The sequence below is a fragment of the Pseudomonas fluorescens genome (assembly GCF_005938625.1).
In the GTDB taxonomy this organism is placed as follows: Bacteria; Pseudomonadota; Gammaproteobacteria; order Pseudomonadales; family Pseudomonadaceae; genus Aquipseudomonas; species Aquipseudomonas fluorescens_BD.
Map to the genome: position 1 here is coordinate 1 of NZ_VCNJ01000070.1, position 24,137 is coordinate 24,137.

At 59.3% G+C, this 24,137-nt stretch carries 21 protein-coding genes; 13 read left to right on the plus strand and 8 right to left on the minus strand.

Annotated features, from left to right (window positions below; all coding sequences use genetic code 11):
• Window positions 1–267: 267 nt before the first annotated feature.
• Both ccoM and FGA82_RS32250 read right to left on the minus strand, forming a co-directional pair.
• Window positions 268–381: a cytochrome c oxidase subunit CcoM gene (gene ccoM, locus FGA82_RS32725; RefSeq protein WP_003222396.1), complete on the minus strand. Its 114-nt coding sequence runs from the start codon at window positions 379–381 to the stop codon at window positions 268–270.
• A gap of 145 nt (window positions 382–526) precedes the next feature.
• On the minus strand, window positions 527–688 hold the full coding sequence (locus FGA82_RS32250; RefSeq protein WP_171057379.1) for a hypothetical protein: 162 nt from the start codon (window positions 686–688) through the stop codon (window positions 527–529).
• A gap of 182 nt (window positions 689–870) precedes the next feature.
• On the opposite strand from FGA82_RS32250, the gene FGA82_RS28360 reads away from it, so the two are divergent.
• The 3 genes from FGA82_RS28360 (at window position 871) to FGA82_RS28370 (ending at window position 3,505) form a co-directional block, all read left to right on the plus strand.
• Window positions 871–1,737: a LysR substrate-binding domain-containing protein gene (locus FGA82_RS28360; protein ID WP_141129657.1), complete on the plus strand. Its 867-nt coding sequence runs from the start codon at window positions 871–873 to the stop codon at window positions 1,735–1,737.
• 89 nt (window positions 1,738–1,826) lie between these two features.
• Window positions 1,827–2,297, plus strand: a complete 471-nt coding sequence (locus FGA82_RS28365; protein ID WP_141129658.1) for a RidA family protein — start codon at window positions 1,827–1,829, stop codon at window positions 2,295–2,297.
• Entirely contained in the window at window positions 2,294–3,505 is a 1,212-nt protein-coding gene (locus FGA82_RS28370; protein WP_141129659.1) for an aminotransferase class V-fold PLP-dependent enzyme, read from the plus strand. The genes FGA82_RS28365 and FGA82_RS28370 overlap by 4 nt, the downstream gene beginning before the upstream one ends.
• On the opposite strand, the gene FGA82_RS28375 is transcribed toward FGA82_RS28370, so the two are convergent.
• Window positions 3,475–3,816, minus strand: a complete 342-nt coding sequence (locus FGA82_RS28375) for a hypothetical protein (protein ID WP_025110749.1) — start codon at window positions 3,814–3,816, stop codon at window positions 3,475–3,477. The genes FGA82_RS28370 and FGA82_RS28375 overlap by 31 nt on opposite strands.
• A gap of 253 nt (window positions 3,817–4,069) precedes the next feature.
• Here FGA82_RS28375 and rapA point away from each other — a divergent pair, with 253 nt between their 5' ends.
• Window positions 4,070–6,916 carry an RNA polymerase-associated protein RapA gene (gene rapA / locus FGA82_RS28380; protein WP_141129660.1) on the plus strand — a complete coding sequence of 949 codons (2,847 nt, stop codon included), beginning with the start codon at window positions 4,070–4,072 and terminating at the stop codon, window positions 6,914–6,916.
• A gap of 245 nt (window positions 6,917–7,161) precedes the next feature.
• On the opposite strand, the gene FGA82_RS28385 is transcribed toward rapA, so the two are convergent.
• On the minus strand, window positions 7,162–8,511 hold the full coding sequence (locus FGA82_RS28385; RefSeq protein WP_141129661.1) for a spinster family MFS transporter: 1,350 nt from the start codon (window positions 8,509–8,511) through the stop codon (window positions 7,162–7,164).
• 301 nt (window positions 8,512–8,812) lie between these two features.
• Between FGA82_RS28385 and FGA82_RS28390 the strand changes: the two genes are divergently transcribed.
• A complete protein-coding gene (locus FGA82_RS28390) occupies window positions 8,813–9,181 on the plus strand; it encodes a YkgJ family cysteine cluster protein (protein ID WP_007918504.1) in 369 nt (122 codons plus the stop codon).
• A 149-nt stretch (window positions 9,182–9,330) separates the two neighbouring features.
• Entirely contained in the window at window positions 9,331–11,613 is a 2,283-nt protein-coding gene (locus FGA82_RS28395) for a putative bifunctional diguanylate cyclase/phosphodiesterase (RefSeq protein WP_141129662.1), read from the plus strand.
• On the opposite strand, the gene FGA82_RS28400 is transcribed toward FGA82_RS28395, so the two are convergent.
• Window positions 11,504–12,400: an NAD(P)-dependent oxidoreductase gene (locus tag FGA82_RS28400; RefSeq protein WP_171057380.1), complete on the minus strand. Its 897-nt coding sequence runs from the start codon at window positions 12,398–12,400 to the stop codon at window positions 11,504–11,506. The two genes, FGA82_RS28395 and FGA82_RS28400, sit on opposite strands and share 110 nt — an antisense overlap.
• A gap of 196 nt (window positions 12,401–12,596) precedes the next feature.
• Here FGA82_RS28400 and FGA82_RS28405 point away from each other — a divergent pair, with 196 nt between their 5' ends.
• Window positions 12,597–14,795: a hypothetical protein gene (locus tag FGA82_RS28405; RefSeq protein ID WP_141129664.1), complete on the plus strand. Its 2,199-nt coding sequence runs from the start codon at window positions 12,597–12,599 to the stop codon at window positions 14,793–14,795.
• Between the two features lie 307 nt (window positions 14,796–15,102).
• Here the strand turns inward: FGA82_RS28405 and FGA82_RS28415 are convergent, their stop codons facing one another.
• Complete coding sequence (locus FGA82_RS28415) at window positions 15,103–15,423, minus strand: DUF2288 domain-containing protein (protein ID WP_141129666.1); 321 nt, start codon at window positions 15,421–15,423, stop codon at window positions 15,103–15,105.
• Window positions 15,424–15,775: 352 nt separating this feature from the next.
• Here FGA82_RS28415 and FGA82_RS28420 point away from each other — a divergent pair, with 352 nt between their 5' ends.
• From FGA82_RS28420 to FGA82_RS28440, 5 genes are all read left to right on the plus strand, one after another.
• Window positions 15,776–16,903, plus strand: a complete 1,128-nt coding sequence (locus FGA82_RS28420; protein ID WP_034154998.1) for a branched-chain amino acid ABC transporter substrate-binding protein — start codon at window positions 15,776–15,778, stop codon at window positions 16,901–16,903.
• 230 nt (window positions 16,904–17,133) lie between these two features.
• Window positions 17,134–18,057, plus strand: a complete 924-nt coding sequence (livH, locus tag FGA82_RS28425) for a high-affinity branched-chain amino acid ABC transporter permease LivH (protein ID WP_034154997.1) — start codon at window positions 17,134–17,136, stop codon at window positions 18,055–18,057.
• Window positions 18,054–19,310, plus strand: a complete 1,257-nt coding sequence (locus FGA82_RS28430; RefSeq protein ID WP_141129667.1) for a high-affinity branched-chain amino acid ABC transporter permease LivM — start codon at window positions 18,054–18,056, stop codon at window positions 19,308–19,310. The genes livH and FGA82_RS28430 overlap by 4 nt, the downstream gene beginning before the upstream one ends.
• A complete protein-coding gene (livG, locus tag FGA82_RS28435; protein WP_077571419.1) occupies window positions 19,307–20,074 on the plus strand; it encodes a high-affinity branched-chain amino acid ABC transporter ATP-binding protein LivG in 768 nt (255 codons plus the stop codon). The genes FGA82_RS28430 and livG overlap by 4 nt, the downstream gene beginning before the upstream one ends.
• On the plus strand, window positions 20,075–20,776 hold the full coding sequence (locus FGA82_RS28440) for an ABC transporter ATP-binding protein (protein WP_008082262.1): 702 nt from the start codon (window positions 20,075–20,077) through the stop codon (window positions 20,774–20,776). It begins immediately after the preceding gene.
• 158 nt (window positions 20,777–20,934) lie between these two features.
• On the opposite strand, the gene FGA82_RS28445 is transcribed toward FGA82_RS28440, so the two are convergent.
• Together FGA82_RS28445 and FGA82_RS28450 are read right to left on the minus strand one after the other, a co-directional pair.
• Window positions 20,935–22,170: a DUF2599 domain-containing protein gene (locus FGA82_RS28445; RefSeq protein WP_141129668.1), complete on the minus strand. Its 1,236-nt coding sequence runs from the start codon at window positions 22,168–22,170 to the stop codon at window positions 20,935–20,937.
• Between the two features lie 33 nt (window positions 22,171–22,203).
• Window positions 22,204–23,505: a DUF2599 domain-containing protein gene (locus FGA82_RS28450; RefSeq protein WP_249384298.1), complete on the minus strand. Its 1,302-nt coding sequence runs from the start codon at window positions 23,503–23,505 to the stop codon at window positions 22,204–22,206.
• A gap of 305 nt (window positions 23,506–23,810) precedes the next feature.
• Between FGA82_RS28450 and FGA82_RS28455 the strand changes: the two genes are divergently transcribed.
• Complete coding sequence (locus FGA82_RS28455) at window positions 23,811–24,113, plus strand: BufA1 family periplasmic bufferin-type metallophore (RefSeq protein WP_141129670.1); 303 nt, start codon at window positions 23,811–23,813, stop codon at window positions 24,111–24,113.
• Window positions 24,114–24,137: the final 24 nt, after the last annotated feature.

Below are 24,137 nucleotides of genomic sequence, written 5' to 3' on the forward strand. Positions count from 1 at the left end.
CGCTGCGCCCGGATCGATCCCGCAGCGAAGGAACCCCGAGCCCCAGCGAGCGGGCCGCACGCAGGAGCAAGCCTTGTCGGTTACCTTTTCGGCGTTTGGAAAAGGTGACCCGCCGTCAGGGCGGAACCCTAAGCCGCCGTTACCGCAGCAACGGATATTCACCAAGCACACCCACAACATGGTCGGCCCAAAGGCCGCCAAGACACAAAAAAAAGGGGCAACCGAAGTCGCCCCAAAATGCCTTGCGTGCTCATCAATCCAGAAGAATCACTTCTTGCGCTTATTCGCATCCTTCCAGATAAAAAATCCAAACCCTGCAAAAAACAGAACCATCAGCCCTACAGTCAGGACCCCGGCAAACACCACGTTATCGAAAAACATGACTGGCCTCCTGGCCCCTGCTCTGCTGCGATGGAGCTAAGTTACCAAACACACAGGCGCACAAATTGACCGGGATCAATACCAGCAACGAAGGGGGTAGAAGGAGGGAAATTAAATGACCTGTATCAACGGATGCAGGGACAGATCAACGCTTTTTCGGCTTGTTTTTCGACTTTTTCCTGGTTTTTCCCAACGGCATGGCCTGCTCGAACGCCTGGCGCACTTCGTTCAGGCGCTTCTCGTTGAGATCATGCACGCGCTTGGCGCGCTCAGCGCCGAGGTCAATCAGTTTGTCGTCTTGGCTCATGGCGTCATTACATCACTTGAATGAATCACAACTGCCACATCACCGGCAGGACTGCGCCAATAATGCCGCCTGACGTTGGCACTGACCAGCCATTGCCAGCGACGACAGGCAACAATTGATGTACCGAACAACAGTTTTGCCCGCAGAATCTGCGCTTTGCGCCAAACCCGAGGATGTTTGCCGTGCCTTTGCACCAGGATCTGCCACCGCTGATGGCCTTGCGCGTTTTTGAAGCCGTGGCCCGCCACTTGAGCTTCATCAAGGCCGCCGACGAGTTGTCTGTGACGCAAAGTGCGATCAGCCATCAGGTACACAAACTCGAAGCATTTCTGGATCAGCGACTGTTTGTCCGGCGTACCCGCGCAATCGACCTGACACCTGCCGGCGCAGCCTACTATCGCCAGATCGAACCGGCACTCGCCGCCATCGCCGCCGCCAGCCGCGAGTTGCGCGGCAATCAACGCACGACCTTGCGAATCGGCCTGCTGGCGTCATTTGCCACCTTGTGGCTGGCCTCGCGACTCAGCGACTTCCGGGCCAAACACCCCGACATCCATGTCGAACTGATCCCCGCCGTGCAGTTGGCCGACGTCAAGGGTGGCGAAGTCGATCTGGCCATTCGTTACGGCAAGGGCCATTGGCCGGACGTCCAGGCCCGACGCTTCATGACCGAAACGCTGACACCAGTGTGCAGCCCGGCCTTCAAGCGAACGGGTGTGCAAAACGGTCCCCTGTTGATGGCCAAATCGCTGCAACCGTTCGAATGGACTGACTGGAGCCAGCACAGCGGCATAGATCTGGCTCAGGTGCCGAGCGTCATGCTGCATGACTACAACATCGTGGTCGAATCAGCCGTCGCCGGTCAGGGCATCGCCATGGGACGGCAATGCCTGATCGCTCGCCGCCTCAAGGAAGGCTCCTTGGTGCCGGCCTTTGATACCGCGCCGCTACGGGGTGACATCGGCTATTGGCTGGTGACGCCGGAACGGCCCTTGTCCGCGCCGGCCGCGTGTTTCAGCCAATGGCTGGATGAAGCCGTCGACGCATGAGCCATTTCGATTCATCGGATTAAATCTATCCGTTTGTCGCCCTCCCCTCGTTTCAACATGCTGAGGCCCTTCATTCAGGAGGTCTCAACATGAGCGAATCTCTGCGCGAGCGTATCGAACAACTCGGCCTGCACCTGCCAACACCGAGCCAGCCCATCGCCAACTATATCAACCACGTTGTCAGTCAGAACCAGTTGTTCATCTCAGGACAGATTCCGTTGCTGGATGGCAAACCTGCATTCATCGGGCGGCTCGGTGAAGCCATCAGCGAAGCAGAGGGGATCAACGCTGCCGAACTCGCCGCACTGGGTTTGCTTGCCCAACTGAGCGATGCCCTGGGCGATGACCTATCGAAACTGGTGAGAATTATCCGCCTCGGTGTTTTTATCGCCGCCACGCCCCAGTTCCAGCGTCAGGGCGCGGTCGCCAATGGCGCTTCCAACCTGCTGGTCAACGCGCTGGGCGACAAGGGCCGGCATGTCCGCACCGCCGTCGGCGTCGCCAGCCTGCCCAGTGGAGTGGCGGTAGAACTTGACGCGATTTTCGAGCTCAAGCCGTGAACAGCGAGGACGTCGAACACCAGCGGGCAGCCACACCCGGCTGCGCGCGGATCATTCATTTCAACCACGCCGGCTCTTCACTGCCAAGTCAGGCCACCCTCGATGCGATAATCGAGCAGTTGCAACGCGAAGCACTGGGCGGGCCGATGGAGGCCGCCGATCTGCAGATTCAGCAACGGGCGCGCACCGCAGCCGCGCAAATGCTGAATGCCGAACCCGAGAGCATCGCCTTCGCCAGCAGCGGCTCGGCAGCATGGAGTCAGGCATTCAATGCGCTGGGGCCCTGGCAATCGGGTGAGCGGATTCTGGTCGGGCGCCATGAGTGGGCCGGCAATCTGGCGTGCATCGCTGAAGCGGTGAAGGCCGGGGCACGTCTGGACGTCATTCCCTGTGACGCCCACGGTGCAGTCGATCCGCAGGCACTGGCGCAGATGATTGACCACAACGTGCGGCTGATCGCACTGACCTGGTTGCCCGCCAACGGTGGCCTGATCAATCCCGCCGCGCAGATTGGTCAGGTCGCGCAACGACACGGCATCCCCTACTTCGTCGATGCTGGCCAGGCCTTGGGGCAGTTACCTTGCGATGTTCAGGCCTTGCATTGCGATGTGCTCAAAGGCGCGGGACGCAAATACCTTCGAGGCCCGCGCGGCACCGCGGTTCTCTATGTGCGGCCGAGCTTCATGCAGCGTTTGCTGCCGGTGCAGCGCGACGTGCTTTCGGCGCCGTGGGACGGCCAGCGGTTTGCCTTGCGCGAGGATGCCCGGCGTTTCGAAACCAGTGAAGTGTCATTGGCGCTACTGGCCGGACTGGCCAATGCGCTGGAAGAACACAACCGCATCGGTGCGCAGGCCATATGCCGGCGAATCGGGCAGATGAGCCGCCCGCTGCGCCAACGCTTGCAGGACATTCGCGGATTGTCATTGCAGGATCTCGGCCGCGAGCATCAGCAATCAGGGCTGATCGCCTTTACGCTTGAGGGCTGGGATTGTCTGGCATTGAAACAGGCGCTGGCCATGCGAGGGATCAACATTGGCGCCAATGGTGTCGCCTACACCCCGCTGGACATGCAGGCGCGAGGGCTTGAGAACATTGCGCGGATCTCTCTGAGCTACCTGAACAGCGAGGCAGAAATCGACGTATTACTGACAGCGCTGAGCGAAATGGCCGCCCAGCCTCAGATCTCGATATCGACCCACAAGCCCTGACGCGGCTGGTCTTCCATCAGCGGCACCACCGGCACGGTGTTGTCGGCGTTCAGCTCGGTGCCGGGCACGGCCAGATGCTCTTCGGGATCTTCGTCGGCTTCGCGCCGACGACGGTCACGCTCCTGCTGGCGGCGCTGTTCTTCGCGCGCCATCAGGCGATCCTCTTCCGGATCGCGCTTTTGCAGATCGATCGTGCTTTCGTTGGAGCTTTCCTGCACCGGCACCACCGGAGGAATATCCGGCCGCTGGCGGATCGGATCCTGCTGGGAAGTGATCGGCACAGCGCTCAGGGGGAGCATCGGTGGCAACATATAAAGGGTCTCCTGTCAGCAGGCTATCGGCTGTGGCAAAGGCGCCTTGAGCCGTCGGTCGCAAACTTGTGACCGGGTTGGCACTGTAGGAGCTGCCGAAGGCTGCGATCTTTTAATGGGACAACACCGATTCCAAGTGTTCCCCAAGATCAAAAGATCGCAGCCTTCGGCAGCTCCTACCCCAGTATTCCTTTGGCCTCAGGGTCGCATTCCGTTAAGATAGCCCGCTTTTTCAAGGTGGGAGTCAGGCAGCATGGCGCAGCAGTATCAACCGGGGCAACGCTGGATCAGTGACAGCGAAGCAGAGCTTGGTTTAGGCACCGTTCTGGCACAGGACGGCCGCTTGTTGACCGTGCTTTACCCGGCCACTGGCGAAACCCGCCAGTACGCGCTACGGAATGCGCCCCTGACCCGCGTGCGGTTCTCGCCGGGTGACAGCATCACCCACTTCGAGGGCTGGAAGATGACCGTGCAGCAAGTCGACGACGTCGACGGGCTGATGGTCTATCACGGTCTCAACGGGCAGAACGAAGCCGTCACCCTGCCGGAAACCCAGCTGTCGAACTTCATTCAGTTCCGCCTGGCCAGCGACCGTCTGTTCGCCGGGCAGATCGACCCGCTGGCGTGGTTCTCGCTGCGTTACAACACCCTCGAACACACCAGCCGCCAGTTGCAATCCTCGCTCTGGGGCCTGGGTGGCGTGCGTGCGCAACCGATCGCGCACCAATTGCACATCGCCCGTGAAGTCGCTGACCGCATCGCGCCGCGCGTTCTGCTGGCGGACGAGGTGGGTCTGGGTAAAACCATCGAAGCCGGTCTGGTGATCCATCGCCAACTGCTCTCGGGCCGCGCCAACCGCGTGCTGATCCTCGTCCCGGAAAACCTCCAGCACCAGTGGCTGGTGGAGATGCGCCGCCGCTTCAACCTGCAGGTCGCGCTGTTCGACGAAGAACGCTTCATCGAAAGCGATGCCGCCAACCCGTTCGAAGATACCCAACTGGCGCTGGTCGCGCTGGAATGGCTGGTCGACGACGAGAAGGCGCAGGACGCTCTGTTCGCCGCCGGTTGGGATCTGCTGGTGGTCGACGAAGCGCATCACCTGGTCTGGCACGAAGAGAAAGCCAGCGCCGAATACTCGCTGGTCGAGCAACTCGCCGAGGTCATCCCGGGCGTGCTGCTGCTCACCGCCACCCCGGAACAACTCGGCCAGGACAGCCACTTCGCCCGTCTGCGCCTGCTCGATCCGAACCGTTTCCATGACCTGGCCGCGTTCCGCGCCGAGAGCGACAACTATCGCCCGGTGGCCGAAGCCGTACAGGAGCTGCTCGACAAGGGCCGTCTCTCGGCCAAAGCGCACAAAACCATTCAGGGTTTCCTCGGCAACGAAGGCGAAGCCTTGCTGACCGCGGTCAACGATGGCGACACCGAAGCCAGCGCCCGCCTCGTGCGCGAACTGCTCGATCGCCACGGCACCGGCCGCGTGCTGTTCCGTAACACCCGCGCTGCCGTGCAGGGTTTCCCCGAGCGCAAACTGCACCCGTACCCGCTGCCGTGCCCGGACGAATACCTCGAACTGCCGTTGGGCGAACACGCCGAGCTGTACCCGGAAGTCAGCTTCCAGGCACAACCGGAAGCCAGCGAAGAAGAGCGCTGGTGGAAATTCGACCCGCGCGTCGAGTGGCTGATCGATCAGCTGAAAATGCTCAAGCGCACCAAAGTGCTGGTGATCTGCGCCCACGCCGAAACCGCGATGGACCTGGAAGACGCCCTGCGCGTGCGTTCCGGCATCCCGGCCACGGTGTTCCATGAAGGCATGAACATCCTTGAGCGTGACCGCGCCGCCGCGTACTTCGCCGACGAAGAATTCGGCGCGCAAGTGCTGATCTGCTCGGAAATCGGCAGTGAAGGTCGTAACTTCCAGTTCGCACACCACCTGGTGCTGTTCGATCTGCCGTCGCACCCGGACCTGCTCGAGCAGCGTATCGGTCGTCTCGACCGGATCGGCCAGAAGCACATCATCGAACTGCACGTGCCGTACCTGGAAACCAGCCCGCAAGAGCGCCTGTTCCAGTGGTATCACGAAGCGCTGAACGCGTTCCTCAACACTTGCCCGACCGGCAACGCCTTGCAGCACCAGTTCGGCCCGCGCCTGCTGCCACTGCTCGAAGAAGCCGACGATAGTGAGTGGCAAGCGCTGATCGACGAAGCGCGCAGCGAGCGCGAGCGTCTGGAAGCCGAGCTGCACACCGGCCGCGACCGTCTGCTGGAGCTCAACTCCGGTGGTGCTGGCGAAGGTGAGGCGCTGGTCGAAGACATCCTTGAGCAAGACGATCAGTTTGCCCTGCCGATCTACATGGAAACCCTGTTCGACGCGTTCGGCATCGACAGCGAAGACCATTCGGAAAACGCCCTGATCCTCAAGCCAAGCGAGAAAATGCTCGACGCCAGCTTCCCGCTGGGCGACGACGAAGGTGTGACCATCACCTACGACCGCAACCAGGCGCTGTCGCGCGAAGACATGCAGTTCATCACCTGGGAACACCCGATGGTGCAGGGCGGCATGGATCTGGTGCTGTCCGGTTCGATGGGCAACACCGCCGTCGCGCTGATCAAGAACAAGGCACTGAAGCCGGGCACCGTACTGCTGGAATTGCTGTATGTCAGCGAAGTGGTAGCGCCGCGTTCGCTGCAACTGGGCCGTTACCTGCCGCCGGCCGCCCTGCGCTGCCTGCTCGATGCCAATGGCAACGATCTGTCGCCACGCGTCTCGTTCGAAACGCTGAACGATCAGCTGGAAAGCGTGCCACGTGCCAGCGCCAACAAGTTCATCCAGGCCCAGCGCGATCAGCTGACGCCACGGATCAACGCCGGTGAAGACAAGATCGCCCCGCGTCACGCCGAGCGCGTGGCCGAGGCCTGTCGCCGTCTGGCGGCCGACACCGACGAAGAACTGGCGCGCCTGACCGCGTTGCAAGCGGTCAACCCGACCGTACGTGACAGCGAACTGGTGGCGTTGCGTGAACAGCGTGAGCAGGGTCTGGCGATGCTGGATAAAGCGGCGTTGCGACTGGAAGCGATTCGGGTGTTGGTGGCGGGCTAAACCGCCCTGCTCCAACGCTGAAACAACAAGGCCCGCAGCGATGCGGGCCGATCGTTCCCACGCTCTGCGTGGGAATGCCTCAAGGGACGCTCCGCGTTCCAGCTCTGGAAAGGGACGCAGAGCGTCCCGTGCTGCATTCCCACGCAGAGCGTGGGAACGATCAAGCAAAGATCGCAGCCTTCGACAGCTCCTACAGGAAACCGCATTCCCATGTAGGAGCTGCCGAAGGCTGCGATCTTTTTATCTTAAGCAGTCGCTACTGCAACTTCTGGCTCAACCACCGCAACCAACCCCTCCTTCATCCGCTGCGCATCCCGCACAAAACACCGCGCCGCCAGAAACAGAAACACCATGGTCAAAAACAGCGCCACCGGAATCAGGTACATCGCGTCATGCAGCCCCACAGCCTTGAACGCCTCGGTCATCTGCTCAGCCCCCGCCGCCAACATCGCCGTGTGCGCAAAATGATCCGACAAACCACCCACCACCACCGGCCCCAAGCCACCGCCGAGCAGATACAACCCGGCAAAGAACAACGCCATCGCTGTCGCCCGTAAACGCGGTTCGACCACGTCCTGAATCGCCGTGTAAACGCAGGTATAGAAGTTGTAGGCAAACAACCAACCGACACTGAACACCGCCACGAATACACCGATCTCGATACGCCCGGCATGCAGCGCCCATGCCGTGCACAGCGTTGAAATGATCAGGCTCAACGCTGCAAACAAAAGCCGCCCATTGGCCACGCGCTGGTGAATCTTGTCGGCAATCCAGCCGCCCAGCGTCAGGCCGACCAGACCGGTGACGCCGACGATCATCCCGGTAGCCACCGCCGCTTCCTGCAACGGCATCAGGAAATAACGCTGCAGCATTGGCACCAGAAACGAGTTGCAGGCATAGGTGGCGAAGTTGAAGCACAACCCGGCCATCACCAACCAGAGAAAGGTCGGCACCGCCAGGATCCGCCGGATCGGCTTGTCGACTTTCTCTTGAGACACTTGCACGGTTTCCGCCGCGCCGCGCTTCGGCTCTTTGATAAAGAACATGAAAATCGCCAGAAGCAGACCCGGCACCGCCGCAATGAAGAACGGCGCACGCCAGCTATCGAACGCCTTGACCATCGCACCGATGGTGAAGAACGCCAGCAACAATCCCAGCGGTAACCCGAGCATGAAAATGCCCATCGCCCGCGCCCGACGATGCGCCGGGAACAGATCACCGATCAGCGAGTTGGCCGCCGGCGCATAACTGGCTTCGCCGATGCCGATGCCCATGCGCACGATCAGGAAACTCCAGAAACTGCCGACCAGACCATTGACCGCCGTCAGCGCACTCCACGTCGCCAGGCCCCAGCCCATCAATTTACTGCGCGAGCCGGTGTCGGCCATCCGCCCCAAAGGCAGGCCGGCGATGGCGTAAACGATGGTGAATGCGGTGCCGACAATCCCCAGTTGAAAGTCGCTGAGGTGCCATTCCATGCGGATCGGCTCGATGATGATCGCCGGAATGGTGCGGTCGAAGAAGTTGAACAGGTTGGCGAGGAACAGCAGGAACAGAATGCGCCAGGCATTCGCCGCTTGGGTCGAGTTCTGCATGGGTCCGTCTCTTTATTGTTATAGGGCTTCACTGCCAACGCATCCGAGCCCGGAACCTGCAATCTAGTCAGCCCGTCGGAAGCTGTCTGTGATCATTCGTCTGCCTGATATCGGGCCATGCCACTGTAACGAAACGTAAGCCCTTGATAACACTTGAATCCCCCGAAAATCGGGGCTTTTGCGGCAAAACCTTGCCACAAAAAAATAGTTTCGCGCCCCCCTTCCCAAGTCTGCGGCAAAGCCTAGAATGGCCGCCGGATCCGTCCGGATCTCCCGATCAATCCCTTTGATACCCTCGCCCATGTCTGAAGTCAGTCCGTGTCTGAATTGCGGTGCCTGCTGTTCCCATTTTCGCGTGTCTTTCTTTTGGGGTGAGTGCTCATCTTCCGGCGGCACGGTGCCTGATGAGCTGGTCACACAGATCAGTCCCAGCCGGGTGGCGATGAACGGCACCGACTGCAAATCGCCGCGCTGCACGGCGTTGGTCGGCGAAGTCGGCAGCGAGGTGAAGTGTTCGATTTATGAATTGCGCTCCAGCCCCTGCCGCGAATTCGAGTCGTCATGGGAAAACGGCGAACAAAATGTCGATTGCGACAAGGCCCGTGCGCGTTTCGGCTTGCCGCCCCTGCAACCGGACTGGGCGCAAATCCCTTTCGAACAGATCGCGTAAGCCTTTAGCGCCAATCGCTATGACGCTAATGCCGAAATCATTAGCGCCAATGTGCCACTACCCCTTCCACAGCAAAAACCGCCTCTATACTCCAGTCATTCGCCTGCGTTGACCGCGCAGTAAGGACGACTTCAGAAATGGGGCATGCTATGGAGTGGCTTGGTTTGCAGTTTGTTACCGAGCTGCCGGAGAGCGGGCAGGTCATTTTAGATTGCACACATAATCCCTTGCTGGTGCTGGTGGCCTATCTGGTTGCCTGCGCTGCCAGTTTTGCCACCCTCGATATGGCCGAGCGAGTTGGCCACGCCGAAGATCCAAGCTCGCAACGCCTTTGGCGCTGGATCGGCGCGACCTGTCTGGCCGGCGGCATCTGGGCCATGCATTTCATCGGCATGCTGGCATTTCAGGCGCCGATTGAAATCCATTACGACCTGCCGATCACCCTGTTTTCCCTGCTGATCGCCCTGCTCGCCTCTTGGCTGGCCATGCACACGCTGAGCGAAGCGAAGCCCAGTCTGTTGCGGTACCTGAAAACCGCGATCGTCATCGGTCTGGGCATCGCCGGCATGCATTACGTCGGCATGGCTGCGATGAAATCGAGCGCTACCGCTTATTACCAACCGTCGCTGTTCTTACTGTCGATCGCCATCGCCATCGGCGCCAGTTTCGCCGCGCTGTGGGTGGCTGGCTATTTGCGTGAAGGCAGTGGCCTGGTGCATCAGATGCTCAAGTACGCCGCAGCACTGATCCTCGGTGCCGGCATTTTCAGCATGCATTTCACCGGCATGGCTGCGCTGAATCTGGTCTTGCCGGCAAACAGCTTGCCGTCGATAGCAGCCGAAACCAACCACCTGCAATTGGGGCTTACGGTCGCGCTGATCACTTTGCTGATCCTTGGCAGCGCGATCAGCGCCGCGCTGGCCGACAAGAAATTGCAGAACAAGGACCACGATTTGCGGCGGGTCAACGCGCTGCTCAGCCAACTCGATCAAGCCCGGATGTCACTGCAGCAAGTGGCCAACTACGACGCCCTGACCAACCTGATCAACCGTCGTGGTTTCAACCAGATATTCGCCGAGAAACTCAGCCAGAAAACCAGCGAAGGCGGCATGCTCGCGGTGATGTTTCTCGACATCGACCACTTCAAACGGATCAACGACAGCCTCGGCCATGACGCCGGTGACGAACTGCTCAAGGTCATCGCCCAGCACATAAAAAGCTCGGTGCGCAGTCATGAAGACGTGGTCGCCCGCTTCGGCGGTGACGAGTTCTGCATCCTCATCAGTCTTCGTGAGCGTGAAGAAGCCCGCAATATGGCCCAGCGCATCATGCTCAAGATGAAGGAGCCGATCGAACTGGCCGGGCGCCGCATGGTGATGACCACCAGCATCGGCATCAGCCTGTTTCCGGAGGATGGCACCACCTGCGAGGAACTGCTCAAGCACGCCGATCTGGCGCTGTATCAATCCAAGGGTGCAGGACGCAACGGTCTGCATTTTTTCAGTTCCAACCTCAAGACCCGCGCCAGCTTCGAGCTGCAACTGGAAGAAGAACTGCGCCACGCCCTGCGCGAAGAAAACGGTTTGACGCTGTATTACCAACCGATCTTCGAACTGAAAACCGGCCGCGTCACCAAGCTCGAAGCGCTGATCCGCTGGCAGCATCCGCTGCACGGCTTGCTGACCCCGGATCGCTTTATCACCATCGCCGAAAACAACGGCCTGATCGCCGAACTGGACAACTGGGTGCTGCGCCGCGCGTGCAAGGATCTGGGTGAACTGTCACGACATGGCTGCGAAGAACTGAAAATCGCCTGGAACTGCTCGCCGCTCAATCTCGCCCGCGAAGAACTGGCCACTGAAATCGAAAATGCGTTGCGCAGCGCCGGCGTAGCGCCGGAACGGCTGGAACTGGAGGTCACTGAAAACGCCTTGATGGGCAATATCGCCAACACCTTGGTGCTGCTGCGGCAGATCCGTGCGCTCGGTGTGTCGCTGTCGATCGACGACTTCGGCACCGGCTATTCGTCGCTCGCCTACCTCAAACGTCTGCCGCTCAACACGTTGAAAATCGACCGTTCGTTCATCCTCGACATCCCCAAGGCCACGGCAGACATGGAAATCGTCCAGGCGATCATCGTCATGGCGCACACCTTGCATTTGCAGGTGGTCACCGAAGGCGTGGAAAGCCTGGAGCAGTACGAATTCCTTGAACGCTCGGGCTGCGACTTCATCCAGGGTTACCTGCTCAGCCGCCCGGTGCCGCTGGATGAGCTGCGCCCGGTGCTGGAAGAAATCAACCAGCGCAAGCATTCACACGCGGTCAATCCGTTGATTCTGGCGCGCGGTACATTTGCACCAGTGTCGCTGGATCCTGCTCCAAATAGCCTTGCGCCCCATGCAGGCGCATCAGTTGTGCGGCCAATCCGCTGATCGGTGTCGCCGAGCCTTGTTCGCGAGAAAATTTCACTGCCGTATCAAGATCCTTGAGCAAGGTGCGCACGTGCCACTTGATCGGTTCGAAACGGCTTTCGGCCATTTGCGGGGCGAGGATCTGCAACGGTTTCGAATCGGCAAAACCACCGGCCAACGCTTCGGCGATCAGGCTGGCATCGACCCCGGCCTGCTCGGCCAGCGCCACTACTTCGGCGATCACCAGCGCATTGCAGGCGACGATCATCTGGTTGCAGGCCTTGGTCACTTGGCCCGCGCCTATGCCGCCCATGTGCGTGACACGCTGACCGAGGTTGAGCAGCACTGCACGCACGCGTTCAAGATCTGCTACTTCGCCACCGACCATGATCGCCAGGCTACCGGCCTCGGCACCGACCACGCCGCCGGACACCGGTGAATCCAGCCAGGCCATGCCGGTTTTCTCCAGCAGTTCGGCGGCCATGTCGCGCGTGGCCGTCGGTTCCAGGCTGGAGAAATCCACCAGCAACTGGCCTTTTTTCGCACTTTCGGCGACACCGTGCGGGCCGAACACGACTTCGCGCACCACTGCCGTATCGGCCAGACACAACATCACCATGTCGGCGTGTGCGCACAGTTCCGCAGGGCTTGCGACCTGTCGGGCACCGGCCTCGACCAGTGGCGCGCACTTGGTCGGGTTGCGGTTCCACACGGTCAGCGGGTAACCCGCCGCCAACAGACGCCGGCACATGGGCAGGCCCATCAGACCGATTCCGGCGAACCCCAACGAAGGTAGCGTTGACATCATTTTGCCTCTTTTCGATTAAAGATCGCCGAATAATGGCCGATTCATCAACGATCAGGAAAGGATTCCCCCCAGCGACAGTCAGGCCAAAACCCTGATGCTCGGGCTCAATTCGCGCACAAAAGACGCGAGATCTTATTCCGTGAGGTTCGCAGGCAACTGGCCCGCGAGCCAACCCAGTCCAGGTATATGGCGCACAATGACTTCTAAAAACAATCCCGCCACTGCGGTATCCGATCTGACTTTGAGCCCTGCCGCCAACAGCCCGTCATCGTCGAAGCCATTGGTCACGTCGCGCCCGCTGTCGACTCAGCAATACCTGTACTTCACCGAAACCAATACCGACCGCATCCTCGACAACCTCGACGGCCTGCGTGATCTGGTGTTCCCGCGTCCGCCGCACCTGGAAGGCGATAACGAACAGCACAACGATCAGGAATTCCCTTCGGTGTGCCTGATCGGCCTCGGTCGCTGCGGCTCCAACATTGCTCTAGATGTCGCGGAGCTGGTGTACAACGCGCGCAAGTTCTACCTCAACGAATTCAACAACGAAGATCGCGCGGCGGATCGGCGTCTGGCCGACAAGGGCTACAGCCCGGCGCAGTGGATCAAGAACAACCTGCGCATCGGCCCGAACAAATCGACCAAACCGGTGTTCCTGGTCGAACCGCTGGTGATGCTCGGCGACCTCGACAAGGACATCGCCGGGCGCATCCGTTTCTCGCGCAAAGGCGAGAAAAGCGGCTTCCTGCGCGACTACAGCAAAATGAAGATCATGGACTTGTCCGAAGTCCACGCCGGTGGCGCCGGTAACGCGCCGATCCTCGGCCAGTACCTGGCGAAGATTATCCTCAACAAGGACACCCAGCGTTTCTCCAGCCCTGACTGGAAAATGATCCACTCTTACCTGATCGACAGCTGCGGCATCAAAGCCAACCAGTCGCGTCTGTATTTCTCGATCTTCAGTGCTGGCGGCGGTACCGGTTCCGGCATGGCCTCGGAGTTCGGCCTGGCCCAGCAGCACTCGTACATGAACAAGACGTTCGACACCAAGCCGATGGACGAGCATGACGGCAAGAGCGGTCATTCGTTCGTGTTCGAACCGATCTTCACCAGCGGCATTTGCGTGCTGCCGAACATTTCCGATCACCGCAGCGAAATGTCCGAGGCGCTGCACATCAACGCCGGTCGCCTGTTGTGCAAATACCTCTCGGAAGAGTGGGATTTCTCTTACAACTTCGCCAACGAAGACAGCAGCGAAGCCAGCGTCATGGGCCGTATCCGCCCATGGAACGCGATGATGCTGATTTCCAACGACATCATGCGTTACGCCGAAGAGAGCGATGACGGCAACATCCAGAACATTGATGTCAATGCGATGGAAAAACACGCCAACCAGTACATCTCGCAGCAGATTTTCAACATTCTGACGGCGCAGGCAGTCACCACTGACTACGACCAGAACTACTTCCGCCGCGCCGGCATCGACATCGGCGAAACCATTCGCCTCGACGCCAACGACTTGTTCATGAGTCTGGCCGGCCCGGTGGCGATCGCCTACGCCGAATCGGTGGTGCCGGAAACCCCGCCGCCGAGTAGCGACAAATTCAAGGTGTTCGACAAAGAGCCGCAGCGCCTGAACATCGACGACCTGTTCTTCCGCTCGATCGACCTGCCGCACTTCAACAAAGTGACTCAGGCGATTGAAGGCATCAGCCTGTTGCCGATTGAGTCCAAGCGTTATCGCGCTTCGCTGGAGCAGTACAAGAATTCCGGCTACGACGCCGCCGCCCTGCACGACCTGCACTTCTTCAAGAACTGCTCGTCGGTGGTCTCGATCGTTTCGCTGCCGAAAGACTACAAGCTGTCGTACATGGACCTGAACCGGTTGAAGACCCACCTCAACAGCCTGTTCCCCAACACCACGCTCAAGCGCTATGCGTTGGTAATCGGTGCTTCAGCCAACCTCTCGCTGACTACATTGATCGCCAAGAGCCCGTGCCTGTCGGATGACTTCCTGACCCTGATCGTGGCGTTTATCAAGCGCTGCTTCGCGAAGAACCCGTACCGTTTTGACGAGACCCTCGATAACTCGATCCTCGATTTCATCATCAACGAAGAATTCGACGAAGACCGCATCGACGACCTGCTCAACGAATTCGAGAACCCGGCGAAAATCCTCGATACCAACTGGTACGCGATCAAGCCGATGTACGAAAAGAAGTACCGCGAGCTGATCAACGACAAAGAGAAGTTTGTCTCGATCAACGACATTCGCCTGTCGCGCGATTGTGTGAAGAAGTCGATCAAGTACCTGCGTGAGATTTATCGTCACCGGATTGGCAAGACCAAGGTTATTTCCCTCAATAACCATACCGGCAAGTCTTTCTCGGTCTGACGCCAGACCGAGTCGCCCCCTTCGCGAGCAGGCTCGCTCCCACGATCGTTCCCACGCTCTGCGTGGGAATGCAGCCCGGGACGCTCTGCGTCCCAATGCGGACGCAGAGCGTCCATTGATGCATTCCCACGCGGAGCGTGGGAACGATCATATCCAGAAACAATTAAGCAGCCGTTAGGCTGCTCTCTAAACTGTTCCCGTTACGTTTACGTCACCGTGATGCCACCCTCGCTTGTGGCCTTTCTCCACGGCAACGTGCCATCACGCTACTCCGCTACACACTTTTCGCCGACCAGTGGACGCACCATCAAGGTGCAACGTCGGCAGCGCCCGCCCTTTCCTGGATCAGAATCCACGGCGAAACCACCACTGCCCACAGTTGAGGATCGCGTTCGAAAAGATCCAGCGCCCGCGTTTCAGACAGCTTGGCGACTTTGTCTTCGGCCAGCCAGGCAGCCACTTTCTCGCCATCATCCGACGCCACGGCCTCAGCGGCGGCGATCAAATCCAGCGCAGGGTCGACCCACAATAGGGCACCCTTGGCGAAGAACGGCTCCAACTCTTTCCAGGTAATAGATGCGGTTTCACCAAGCAGCTTGGCATAGAGGGTGCTAGGTTCTTGATTCATGGGTGCTGTCCGGAAAAGAAATCGACGCGAATAATAACGTCGGTGGTCCGCCAGCAAAACCCGGTTGCAAATGGCTGCACCGAACGAAAAGAGCAGGAACGCCAAGGAATGCTGCTGATTGGGATATATGCCCACAAACGCCCCGCCGCAATTCTGTCTTTTTCATTCAAAAATGCGACACCTCCAAGTTTTGCCCCTCGGCGCCCGCTTCCCAGGCTGACAACCGGCGCTCTACACTGTACCGGTACAGTTGCCGGGGGCATTTCCGGAGGGTATCGCAAAGATATCTGACCCGGTTCTGCTGCTACGGCGCCAGAACTCAAAAAAATTACAACAGTAAGAGTGGAGCACTATGACTAAGGCTACTAAGCAGATTTCCAAACTGTTTGCCGCTATGGTTCTGGCCGGGGTTGCCAGCCATTCGTTCGCAGCTGACACCATCAAAATCGGTATCGCCGGCCCTAAAACCGGTCCAGTAGCCCAGTACGGCGACATGCAGTTCAGTGGCGCAAAAATGGCCATCGAGCAAATCAACGCCAAGGGCGGCGTGGACGGCAAGAAACTCGAAGCCGTTGAATACGACGATGCCTGCGATCCAAAACAAGCGGTAGCGGTCGCGAACAAGGTCGTCAACGACGGCGTCAAGTTCGTGGTCGGTCACCTGTGCTCCAGCTCCACTCAACCGGCTTCGGATATCTACGAAGACGAAGGCGTGATCATGATCACCCCGGCTGCCACCAGCCCGGACATCACCGCCCGTGGCTACAAAATGGTCTTCCGTACCATCGGTCTGGACAGCGCCCAAGGCCCTGCCGCTGGTAACTACATTGCCGATCACGTAAAACCGAAAATCGTTGCTGTGCTGCACGACAAGCAACAATACGGTGAAGGCATCGCCACCGCCGTTAAAGCCACCCTCGAGAAGAAAGGCACCAAAGTTGCCGTGTTCGAAGGCGTCAACGCCGGCGACAAGGACTTTTCCTCGATCATCGCCAAACTCAAGCAAGCCAACGTCGACTTCGTTTACTACGGCGGCTACCACCCGGAGCTGGGCCTGATCCTGCGTCAGTCGGCTGAAAAAGGCCTGAAAGCCAAGTTCATGGGTCCGGAAGGCGTGGGTAACGACTCCATTTCGCAGATCGCCAAAGACGCTTCCGAAGGTCTGCTGGTGACCCTGCCGAAATCCTTCGACCAGGATCCGGCCAACATCGCTCTGGCAGATGCATTCAAGGCGAAGAAAGAAGATCCGAGCGGCCCGTTCGTGTTCCCTTCCTACTCGGCGGTTGAAGTGATTGCCGGCGGTATCACCGCAGCCAAATCCGAAGACCCTGCCAAAGTGGCCGAAGCCATTCACGCCGGCACCTTCAAAACCCCGACTGGCGACCTGAGCTTCGACGCCAAGGGCGACCTGAAGGACTTCAAATTTGTGGTTTACGAGTGGCACTTCGGCAAACCAAAAACTGAAGTTTCGCCTCAGTAAGGCGCTGCCTGACTGACTGCCAATAAAGCCCACGGCGTGCCGTGGGCTTTGTTTTACGAATGTATGGGCCGCGCTGGCGTGATCCGCCAGTCTCCCCACCTGAAAATCTCAAAACCGTCATCAGCGGTTCGCTGGCAAAACCCGGATTCGAAGTGGATAAAGATCCACGGGGCCGGGCGGGAAAATGACTCCACCAGTGAAATGCGTATCAGGTTTTTAGGAGCGTTGTAATGCCTGACCTCTATCACTTCTTCCAGCAGCTGGTTAATGGTCTGACCATTGGCAGCACGTATGCCCTGATTGCCATCGGCTATACGATGGTTTACGGCATCATTGGAATGATCAACTTCGCCCACGGCGAGGTGTACATGATCGGTTCCTACGTGGCGTTCATCGCCATCGCCGGGCTGGCCATGATGGGAATCGACAACGTCCCGCTGTTGATGACCGCAGCCTTCATCGCGAGCATCGTTGTCACCAGTTCCTATGGTTACAGCATCGAACGGATCGCCTACCGCCCCCTGCGCGGCAGCAACCGTCTGATCCCGCTGATCTCCGCCATCGGTATGTCGATCTTCCTGCAGAACACGGTTCTGCTGGCGCAAGACTCCAAGGACAAATCCATCCCCAACCTGATCCCCGGGAATATTTCCTTCGGGCCAGGTGGCGCACATGAAGTGCTGATTTCCTACATGCAAATCGTGGTGTTCGTGGTGACCCTGGTCGCCATGCTCGGCCTGACGCTGTTCATCTCCCGCTCTCGCCTGGGTCGCGCCTGCCGCGCCTGCGCCGAAGACATCAAGATGGCCAACCTGCTCGGCATCAACACCAACAACATCATCGCCCTGACCTTCGTCATTGGTGCTGCGCTGGCGGCCATCGCGGCCGTGCTGCTGAGCATGCAATACGGCGTGATCAACCCGAACGCCGGTTTCCTCGTCGGTCTCAAAGCCTTCACCGCAGCGGTACTCGGCGGCATCGGCAGCATCCCCGGCGCCATGCTCGGCGGGTTGGTGCTTGGGGTGGCGGAAGCGTTTGGCGCCGATATCTTCGGCGACCAGTACAAGGACGTCGTGGCTTTCGGCTTGTTGGTTCTGGTGCTGTTGTTCCGTCCGACCGGCATTCTGGGCCGTCCGGAGGTTGAGAAAGTATGACTAGAAATCTTAAACAGGCGCTGTTCAGTGCCTTGCTGGTGTGGGCTGTGGCCTACCCGGTACTCGGTCTGAAACTGACCATCGTCGGCATCAACCTCGAAGTGCACAACACCAGCCCGATGATTCTGGCGACCATCGCCATCTGCTCGGTGCTGATGTTCCTGCGGGTGCTGTTCAACCAGCAGATCAGCAAGGCGTGGAAATCCTCGCCGGGTATGCCGTTGATCCCGGCCAAGGCCAGCAACTTCCTGACCCTGCCGACCACGCAACGCTACTTCATCATTGCGCTGATCATCGGTGCCCTGGTGTGGCCGTTCTTCGGCTCGCGTGGCGCGGTGGACATCGCGACGCTGATCCTGATCTACGTGATGCTTGGCCTCGGTCTGAACATCGTCGTTGGTCTGGCCGGTCTGCTCGACCTCGGTTACGTCGGCTTCTACGCCGTCGGCGCCTACAGCTACGCGCTGCTGTCGCACTACTACGGCTTGAGCTTCTGGATCTGCCTGCCGATTGCCGGCCTGATGGCGGCGACGTTCGGCTTCCTGCTGGGCTTCCCGGTGTTGCGTTTGCGCGGTGACTATCTGGCGATCGTGACCCTCGGCTTCGGCGAGATCATCCGTCTGTTCCTGCGTAACCTGACCGACATCACTGGCGGTCCGAACGGCATCAGCAACATCGAGAAACCGACATTCTTCGGCCTGACCTTCGAGCGTAAAGCGGCGGAAGGCATGCAGACCTTCCACGAATACTTCGGCCTCGAATACAACTCGATCAACAAGGTAATTTTCCTTTACCTGGTTGCTCTGTTGCTGGCGCTGGCGGCGCTGTTCATCATCAACCGTCTGTTGCGCATGCCGATCGGCCGTGCGTGGGAAGCGCTGCGTGAAGATGAAATCGCCTGCCGGGCACTGGGTCTGAATCCGACGATCATCAAGCTGTCGGCGTTCACCCTCGGTGCGAGCTTCGCCGGTTTCGCCGGTAGCTTCTTCGCCGCCCGTCAGGGTCTGGTGACCCCGGAGTCGTTCACCTTCATCGAGTCGGCGATCATCCTCGCCATCGTCGTGCTGGGGGGCATGGGCTCGCAGCTGGGTGTGATCCTGGCGGCCGTGGTGATGATCCTGTTGCCGGAAATGATGCGTGAGTTCAGCGAGTACCGCATGTTGATGTTCGGTGCGCTGATGGTGTTGATGATGATCTGGCGTCCACAAGGTCTGCTGCCGATGCAACGCCCACACATGGAGTTGCGAAAATGAGCCGCGAGATCTTGAAAGTTGAGAACCTGAGCATGCGCTTCGGCGGCTTGCTGGCGGTCAACGGCGTGGCCCTGACCGTCAAAGAGAAACAAGTGGTTGCACTGATCGGGCCGAACGGCGCCGGCAAGACCACCGTGTTCAACTGCCTGACCGGTTTCTATCAGCCAACCGGCGGCAGCATCTTGCTGGACGGCGAGCCGATTCAAGGCCTGCCGGGCCACAAGATCGCCCTCAAAGGCGTGGTGCGCACCTTCCAGAACGTGCGCCTGTTCAAGGACATGACGGCGGTAGAGAACCTGTTGATCGCCCAGCACCGTCACTTGAACACGAACTTTCTGGCTGGTCTGTTCAAGACCCCGGCGTTCCGCAAAAGCGAACGCGAGGCCATGGAATTCGCCGAATACTGGCTGGAAAAGGTCAACCTCAAAGAGTTCGCCAACCGTACCGCCGGCACCCTGGCCTACGGTCAGCAACGGCGTCTGGAAATCGCTCGCTGCATGATGACCCGTCCACGGATCCTCATGCTCGACGAACCGGCTGCCGGCCTCAATCCGAAGGAAACCGAAGACCTCAAGGCGCTGATCAGCGTGCTGCGTGAAGAGCACAACGTCACCGTGCTGCTGATCGAACACGACATGAAACTGGTCATGAGCATTTCCGACCACATCGTCGTGATCAACCAGGGCACGCCTCTGGCTGACGGCACGCCGGAGCAGATCCGCGACAATCCTGAAGTGATCAAAGCCTATCTGGGGGAAGCGTAAATGCTGCAGTTCGAAAACGTTTCCACCTTCTACGGCAAGATCCAGGCCCTGCACAGCGTCAACGTCGAAGTCCGTCAGGGCGAGATCGTGACCCTGATCGGCGCCAACGGTGCCGGCAAGTCGACGCTGCTGATGACGCTTTGCGGTTCGCCGCAGGCGCACAGCGGCAGCATCCGCTACATGGGTGAGGAACTGGTCGGCCAGGACTCGTCGCAGATCATGCGCAAGAGCATTGCGGTGGTGCCGGAAGGTCGTCGGGTGTTTGCCCGCCTGACCGTTGAAGAAAACCTCTCGATGGGCGGTTTCTTCACCGACAAGGGCGATTATCAGGAGCAAATGGACAAGGTCCTCGGCCTGTTCCCGCGCCTGAAAGAACGCTTCAACCAGCGCGGCGGCACCATGTCCGGCGGCGAACAGCAAATGCTCGCCATCGGCCGTGCACTGATGAGCAAGCCGAAACTGCTGCTGCTCGACGAGCCGTCGCTGGGCCTGGCACCGATCATCATCCAGCAGATTTTCGACATCATCGAAATGCTGCGCAAGGACGGTGTGACGGTGTTCCTGGTCGAGCAGAACGCCAACCAGGCGCTGAAAATCGCTGACCGCGCTTACGTTCTGGAGAACGGCCGTGTGGTCATGCAAGGCACCGGTGAAGCGCTGCTGACCGACCCGAAAGTACGCGAGGCGTACCTAGGCGGTTGATGCATGTCGCCAAACAGAAAAACGGCCTTCGGGCCGTTTTTTTATGCCTGCGAAATCCCCCTGTAGGAGCTGCCGAAGGCTGCGATCTTTTGATCTTGATCTTAAAAACAAAGATCAAAAGATCGCAGCCTTCGGCAGCTCCTACACGGGATGTATTGTCAGTACGGGTTGCAGTGTTGGGCTACAGCGGTGGCCTGATCGACATACGGACGTGCCGGCTCAAGGTTCCACTCTGGCTTGTTGCGCACAGGCTTGCCCTCGTAGGTCGCCGCCAGATGGCAGACCATCTGCCGACGCAGTGACCCGCCATTGACGCTGTACTGCCGCCATTGCTGATCGTCCTTGTGCTTGTTGTACAACTCGGCAAACATCCGGTCGGTCTGGTCATCCTTGATCGCGCGCCCGCAAGCGGTCGGCACCACCGACAGCGACCAGGTGTTCGGCCCCAGTTTCGGATCGGGGCGTTGTACCCAGGTGCTCGACTCGATGTACTTCTCACAGAACTGCGTCGGCGCCGGTGCGCTTTGTACGCAAGAGAAGGTGGCCTTGGCGGTCGGGGTTCGCGGGAAATCGATCTTGACGATGTTGCGGTCCTTGCCGGTCTTCGCCTTGTAGTCGCGCTGATTGGCCATGGCATCGTTCAAGCCGCGCTGGTCACTGTAGAAAAACGCCAGAATCGGCAGTTCATCGGTTTTCGGATTACCCAGTCGCAGTTCTGTCTGGGTTTGAAACTCGCGACTGTTGATGACTTTGCGCGCGCCCATGAAGTTGCGAAAGGCGTCGACCCGCTCCTTGCTGCTCATCGGATTGCGCATATTGAAGCCACACTGCAACTGGTCCTGTTGCCGATTGTTGTTGTACTGGGTGAAGTGCGCGACCCAGGCATTCGGATTGCTGATCGGCGGTTTCATGGCTTGGCAAACCGCTTCTGAAGCCGTGGTGTTTTTGTTGTCGCCGCACCCCCGGTCATTGCGATAGTCGGTCCAGGCGTCATTGGGAAAGGCGCAGTACACGTGCACCGGCGTCTCGGGGTCGCGAATCAGATCCCTTGGCGTAATGAGGTAGCCATTCTGCGTGCTCATGCCGGGGTCTTCATAGCTGATGCCATCGGCGCGCATATACGAGGCGGCAAACGTTCCCAGCTCCACAGCTTTCGGGCTGGGATTCCACACATCCCATTTTTGCCCCTTCGCCGGGTCCGCCCGATGCGTGCCCCGCACCAGCAACCCGGAACAGTCTGACGCGGGATCCTGCCCGCAACTGTCGACGGTCTTGTTGTACAACGTTTCGACCTTTTTCAGCGTCTCGTCACATGACTCCGCATAAGCCCAGGTGGCCTGCACCAGCAGGGGCAACATCAGCAATGGCGCGATCCTGTTCAACCGTTTTTTCATGGCTTGCATCTCCTTGATTAGCCAAACACACCTTCAACGCGGGACCGGATTGCAGCCCGCCGCCCGAGTCTCGCTGTCCGACAAGCCCGGGCGAAACGGCTCGAGATTCCATGGCGTCTTGGCGCGGTAATTGACCAGGACGCAACTCAATTGCTGACGCATGCTGCCGACGGATTTTTCATTGTCGCGCCAGTTGCTGTCGGCCCCTTTGAGGGCGAACAACTGATCGTACAAAACCCCGAGTTGCTCGTTGGGCAAGGCGCGGCCGGCTGCCGTGGGGACGACGCTCAAGCTCCACTCATCCTTGCGTGTGCCCGGGTCGTAACGTTTTATCCAACTGGCTGAGGCGATGTAGTTGGGCGCAGGCGCGACGGGCGTCGGCTGTGCACCGCCCACCACCATCGGCTCTATCGCCTGATCAGCGGCGACATAACTGAAGCGCTGCTCGGGCGGCTTGGTGAAATCCAGGCGCAGGATCGGCACGCTGTAACCCTGTGCGTGGAGTTTCTTCTGAAAGTTGCGTGCACTGTTCAAACCGTTCTCCGGTTTCGGTGGCGCCTGATCACCGCGCGTAGCGAAGTTCTGCGTGCTGTTGACGTTGTAGATGAAGGCATCGATGTACTTCATGTTTTCGCTGCCATCGTTGGTCGACGTGGCGTTCTTCAACATGAACTCATTGACCTGGGCACTGAAGGCGAAAGGGTCCTTGTTGGTGGTGTTCGGCCGTGACTCGTGAACCCGGATCATCGCTTTCCAGTCGCTGGGTTTTTCCGCGTTCCACGAGCACTGGCCATATTGGATCGGCCCCTTCATCAACCCGGTGTATTTCTGCGTCCACTGCTCGGCGGTATTGACCCCGGCTTCGGCGCAGGTGCCATAGGCCAGCGCGGCATTGCGATTGTTCATCGCACCCTGGGCCGCGCGCGGCGGCTCACGGCTGTCGAAGAAACCGCAGCCATACCACTTGCGCTCGGGCCCGGTGCCGCCGTCGAAGGCGTAGATGCACGTAAATCCCTGCTCCTTGACCGGCAGCTTCATAGCCGCCGCATCGGTGGGGGTGCGCAGAATGAAACCCGCCGGGTGAATAAGAATTCGCGTGCTCAGATCCTTGCGGATCCACGAGTAGGACGTCGCGCCAATCTTGATCGCGTACGGGCTGTAATCCCAGGGATTGAAGGGCCCGTCGTTGACCATGCGCAAGGTCACGCCACTGCAATAGTAGAGGCCGCGCGCGGCACCGGTGTCGGGTTCCTGGCAAGCGTCTTTGAGGGTGTTGTAGTTGAGGTTGATGCGCTTGAGGGTGTCCTGCGGATCGGAAACTGTCTGCGCAGCCACCGAACTGAACCACAAGGGAAATGCGCAAGCCAGGGCAAAAGATAAAGTCCGGCGCGATAGCACAGCGGAGTCTGAGCGATCCTTTTTCATGAGATACCGTCCTGGTAAATCGGCCCGGGCAAAGAGGCCTTCGAGTTGACTATAGAACAGCCTCGGCAGTCCGGAGGGATAGAACACAAAGTCAGCCTGCAGGTTATTCAAAAATAATTTGAGCATCGCTGTAACGCATCGCAGTGGGCTTTCTCTAGTGGGATAAGCAAGCACAAACCGCTTGTAAAAACCCTGACCAAGACTGGAGAAACATCATGACTGCTACCACTCGCACCCTGTCCGCCACTGCCCTGGTTCTGGCCCTCGGTTCTGCCCTGAGCATCGCCGCCGTCTCCACCGCCCACGCCGCCGACGACATGGAAAAATGCTTCGGCGTCGCCATGAAAGGTCACAACGATTGCGCAGCAGGCGCAGGCACGACCTGTGCCGGCACCGCGAAAATGGACTACCAGGCCAACGCCTGGAAACTCGTTCCGAAGGGCACCTGCGCTACCACTGAAAGCAAAACCTCGCCGACCGGTTTCGGTCAGATGGAAGCCTTCAAAGCCAAGTCCTGATCGTTGGCCTGCCTGAGTGACGAT

What these genes read in the sequence shown, in the direction of transcription:
- ccoM (WP_003222396.1), bottom strand. Translation starts at nt 381, where the DNA reads ATGTTTTTCGATAACGTGGTGTTTGCCGGGGTCCTGACTGTAGGGCTG.
- FGA82_RS32250 (WP_171057379.1), bottom strand. Translation starts at nt 688, where the DNA reads ATGAGCCAAGACGACAAACTGATTGACCTCGGCGCTGAGCGCGCCAAG.
- FGA82_RS28365 (WP_141129658.1), top strand. Translation starts at nt 1,827, where the DNA reads ATGAGCGAATCTCTGCGCGAGCGTATCGAACAACTCGGCCTGCACCTG.
- FGA82_RS28375 (WP_025110749.1), bottom strand. Translation starts at nt 3,816, where the DNA reads ATGTTGCCACCGATGCTCCCCCTGAGCGCTGTGCCGATCACTTCCCAG.
- rapA (WP_141129660.1), top strand. Translation starts at nt 4,070, where the DNA reads ATGGCGCAGCAGTATCAACCGGGGCAACGCTGGATCAGTGACAGCGAA.
- FGA82_RS28385 (WP_141129661.1), bottom strand. Translation starts at nt 8,511, where the DNA reads ATGCAGAACTCGACCCAAGCGGCGAATGCCTGGCGCATTCTGTTCCTG.
- FGA82_RS28390 (WP_007918504.1), top strand. Translation starts at nt 8,813, where the DNA reads ATGTCTGAAGTCAGTCCGTGTCTGAATTGCGGTGCCTGCTGTTCCCAT.
- FGA82_RS28395 (WP_141129662.1), top strand. Translation starts at nt 9,331, where the DNA reads ATGGAGTGGCTTGGTTTGCAGTTTGTTACCGAGCTGCCGGAGAGCGGG.
- FGA82_RS28400 (WP_171057380.1), bottom strand. Translation starts at nt 12,400, where the DNA reads ATGATGTCAACGCTACCTTCGTTGGGGTTCGCCGGAATCGGTCTGATG.
- FGA82_RS28405 (WP_141129664.1), top strand. Translation starts at nt 12,597, where the DNA reads ATGACTTCTAAAAACAATCCCGCCACTGCGGTATCCGATCTGACTTTG.
- FGA82_RS28415 (WP_141129666.1), bottom strand. Translation starts at nt 15,423, where the DNA reads ATGAATCAAGAACCTAGCACCCTCTATGCCAAGCTGCTTGGTGAAACC.
- FGA82_RS28420 (WP_034154998.1), top strand. Translation starts at nt 15,776, where the DNA reads ATGACTAAGGCTACTAAGCAGATTTCCAAACTGTTTGCCGCTATGGTT.
- livH (WP_034154997.1), top strand. Translation starts at nt 17,134, where the DNA reads ATGCCTGACCTCTATCACTTCTTCCAGCAGCTGGTTAATGGTCTGACC.
- FGA82_RS28430 (WP_141129667.1), top strand. Translation starts at nt 18,054, where the DNA reads ATGACTAGAAATCTTAAACAGGCGCTGTTCAGTGCCTTGCTGGTGTGG.
- livG (WP_077571419.1), top strand. Translation starts at nt 19,307, where the DNA reads ATGAGCCGCGAGATCTTGAAAGTTGAGAACCTGAGCATGCGCTTCGGC.
- FGA82_RS28440 (WP_008082262.1), top strand. Translation starts at nt 20,075, where the DNA reads ATGCTGCAGTTCGAAAACGTTTCCACCTTCTACGGCAAGATCCAGGCC.
- FGA82_RS28445 (WP_141129668.1), bottom strand. Translation starts at nt 22,170, where the DNA reads ATGAAAAAACGGTTGAACAGGATCGCGCCATTGCTGATGTTGCCCCTG.
- FGA82_RS28455 (WP_141129670.1), top strand. Translation starts at nt 23,811, where the DNA reads ATGACTGCTACCACTCGCACCCTGTCCGCCACTGCCCTGGTTCTGGCC.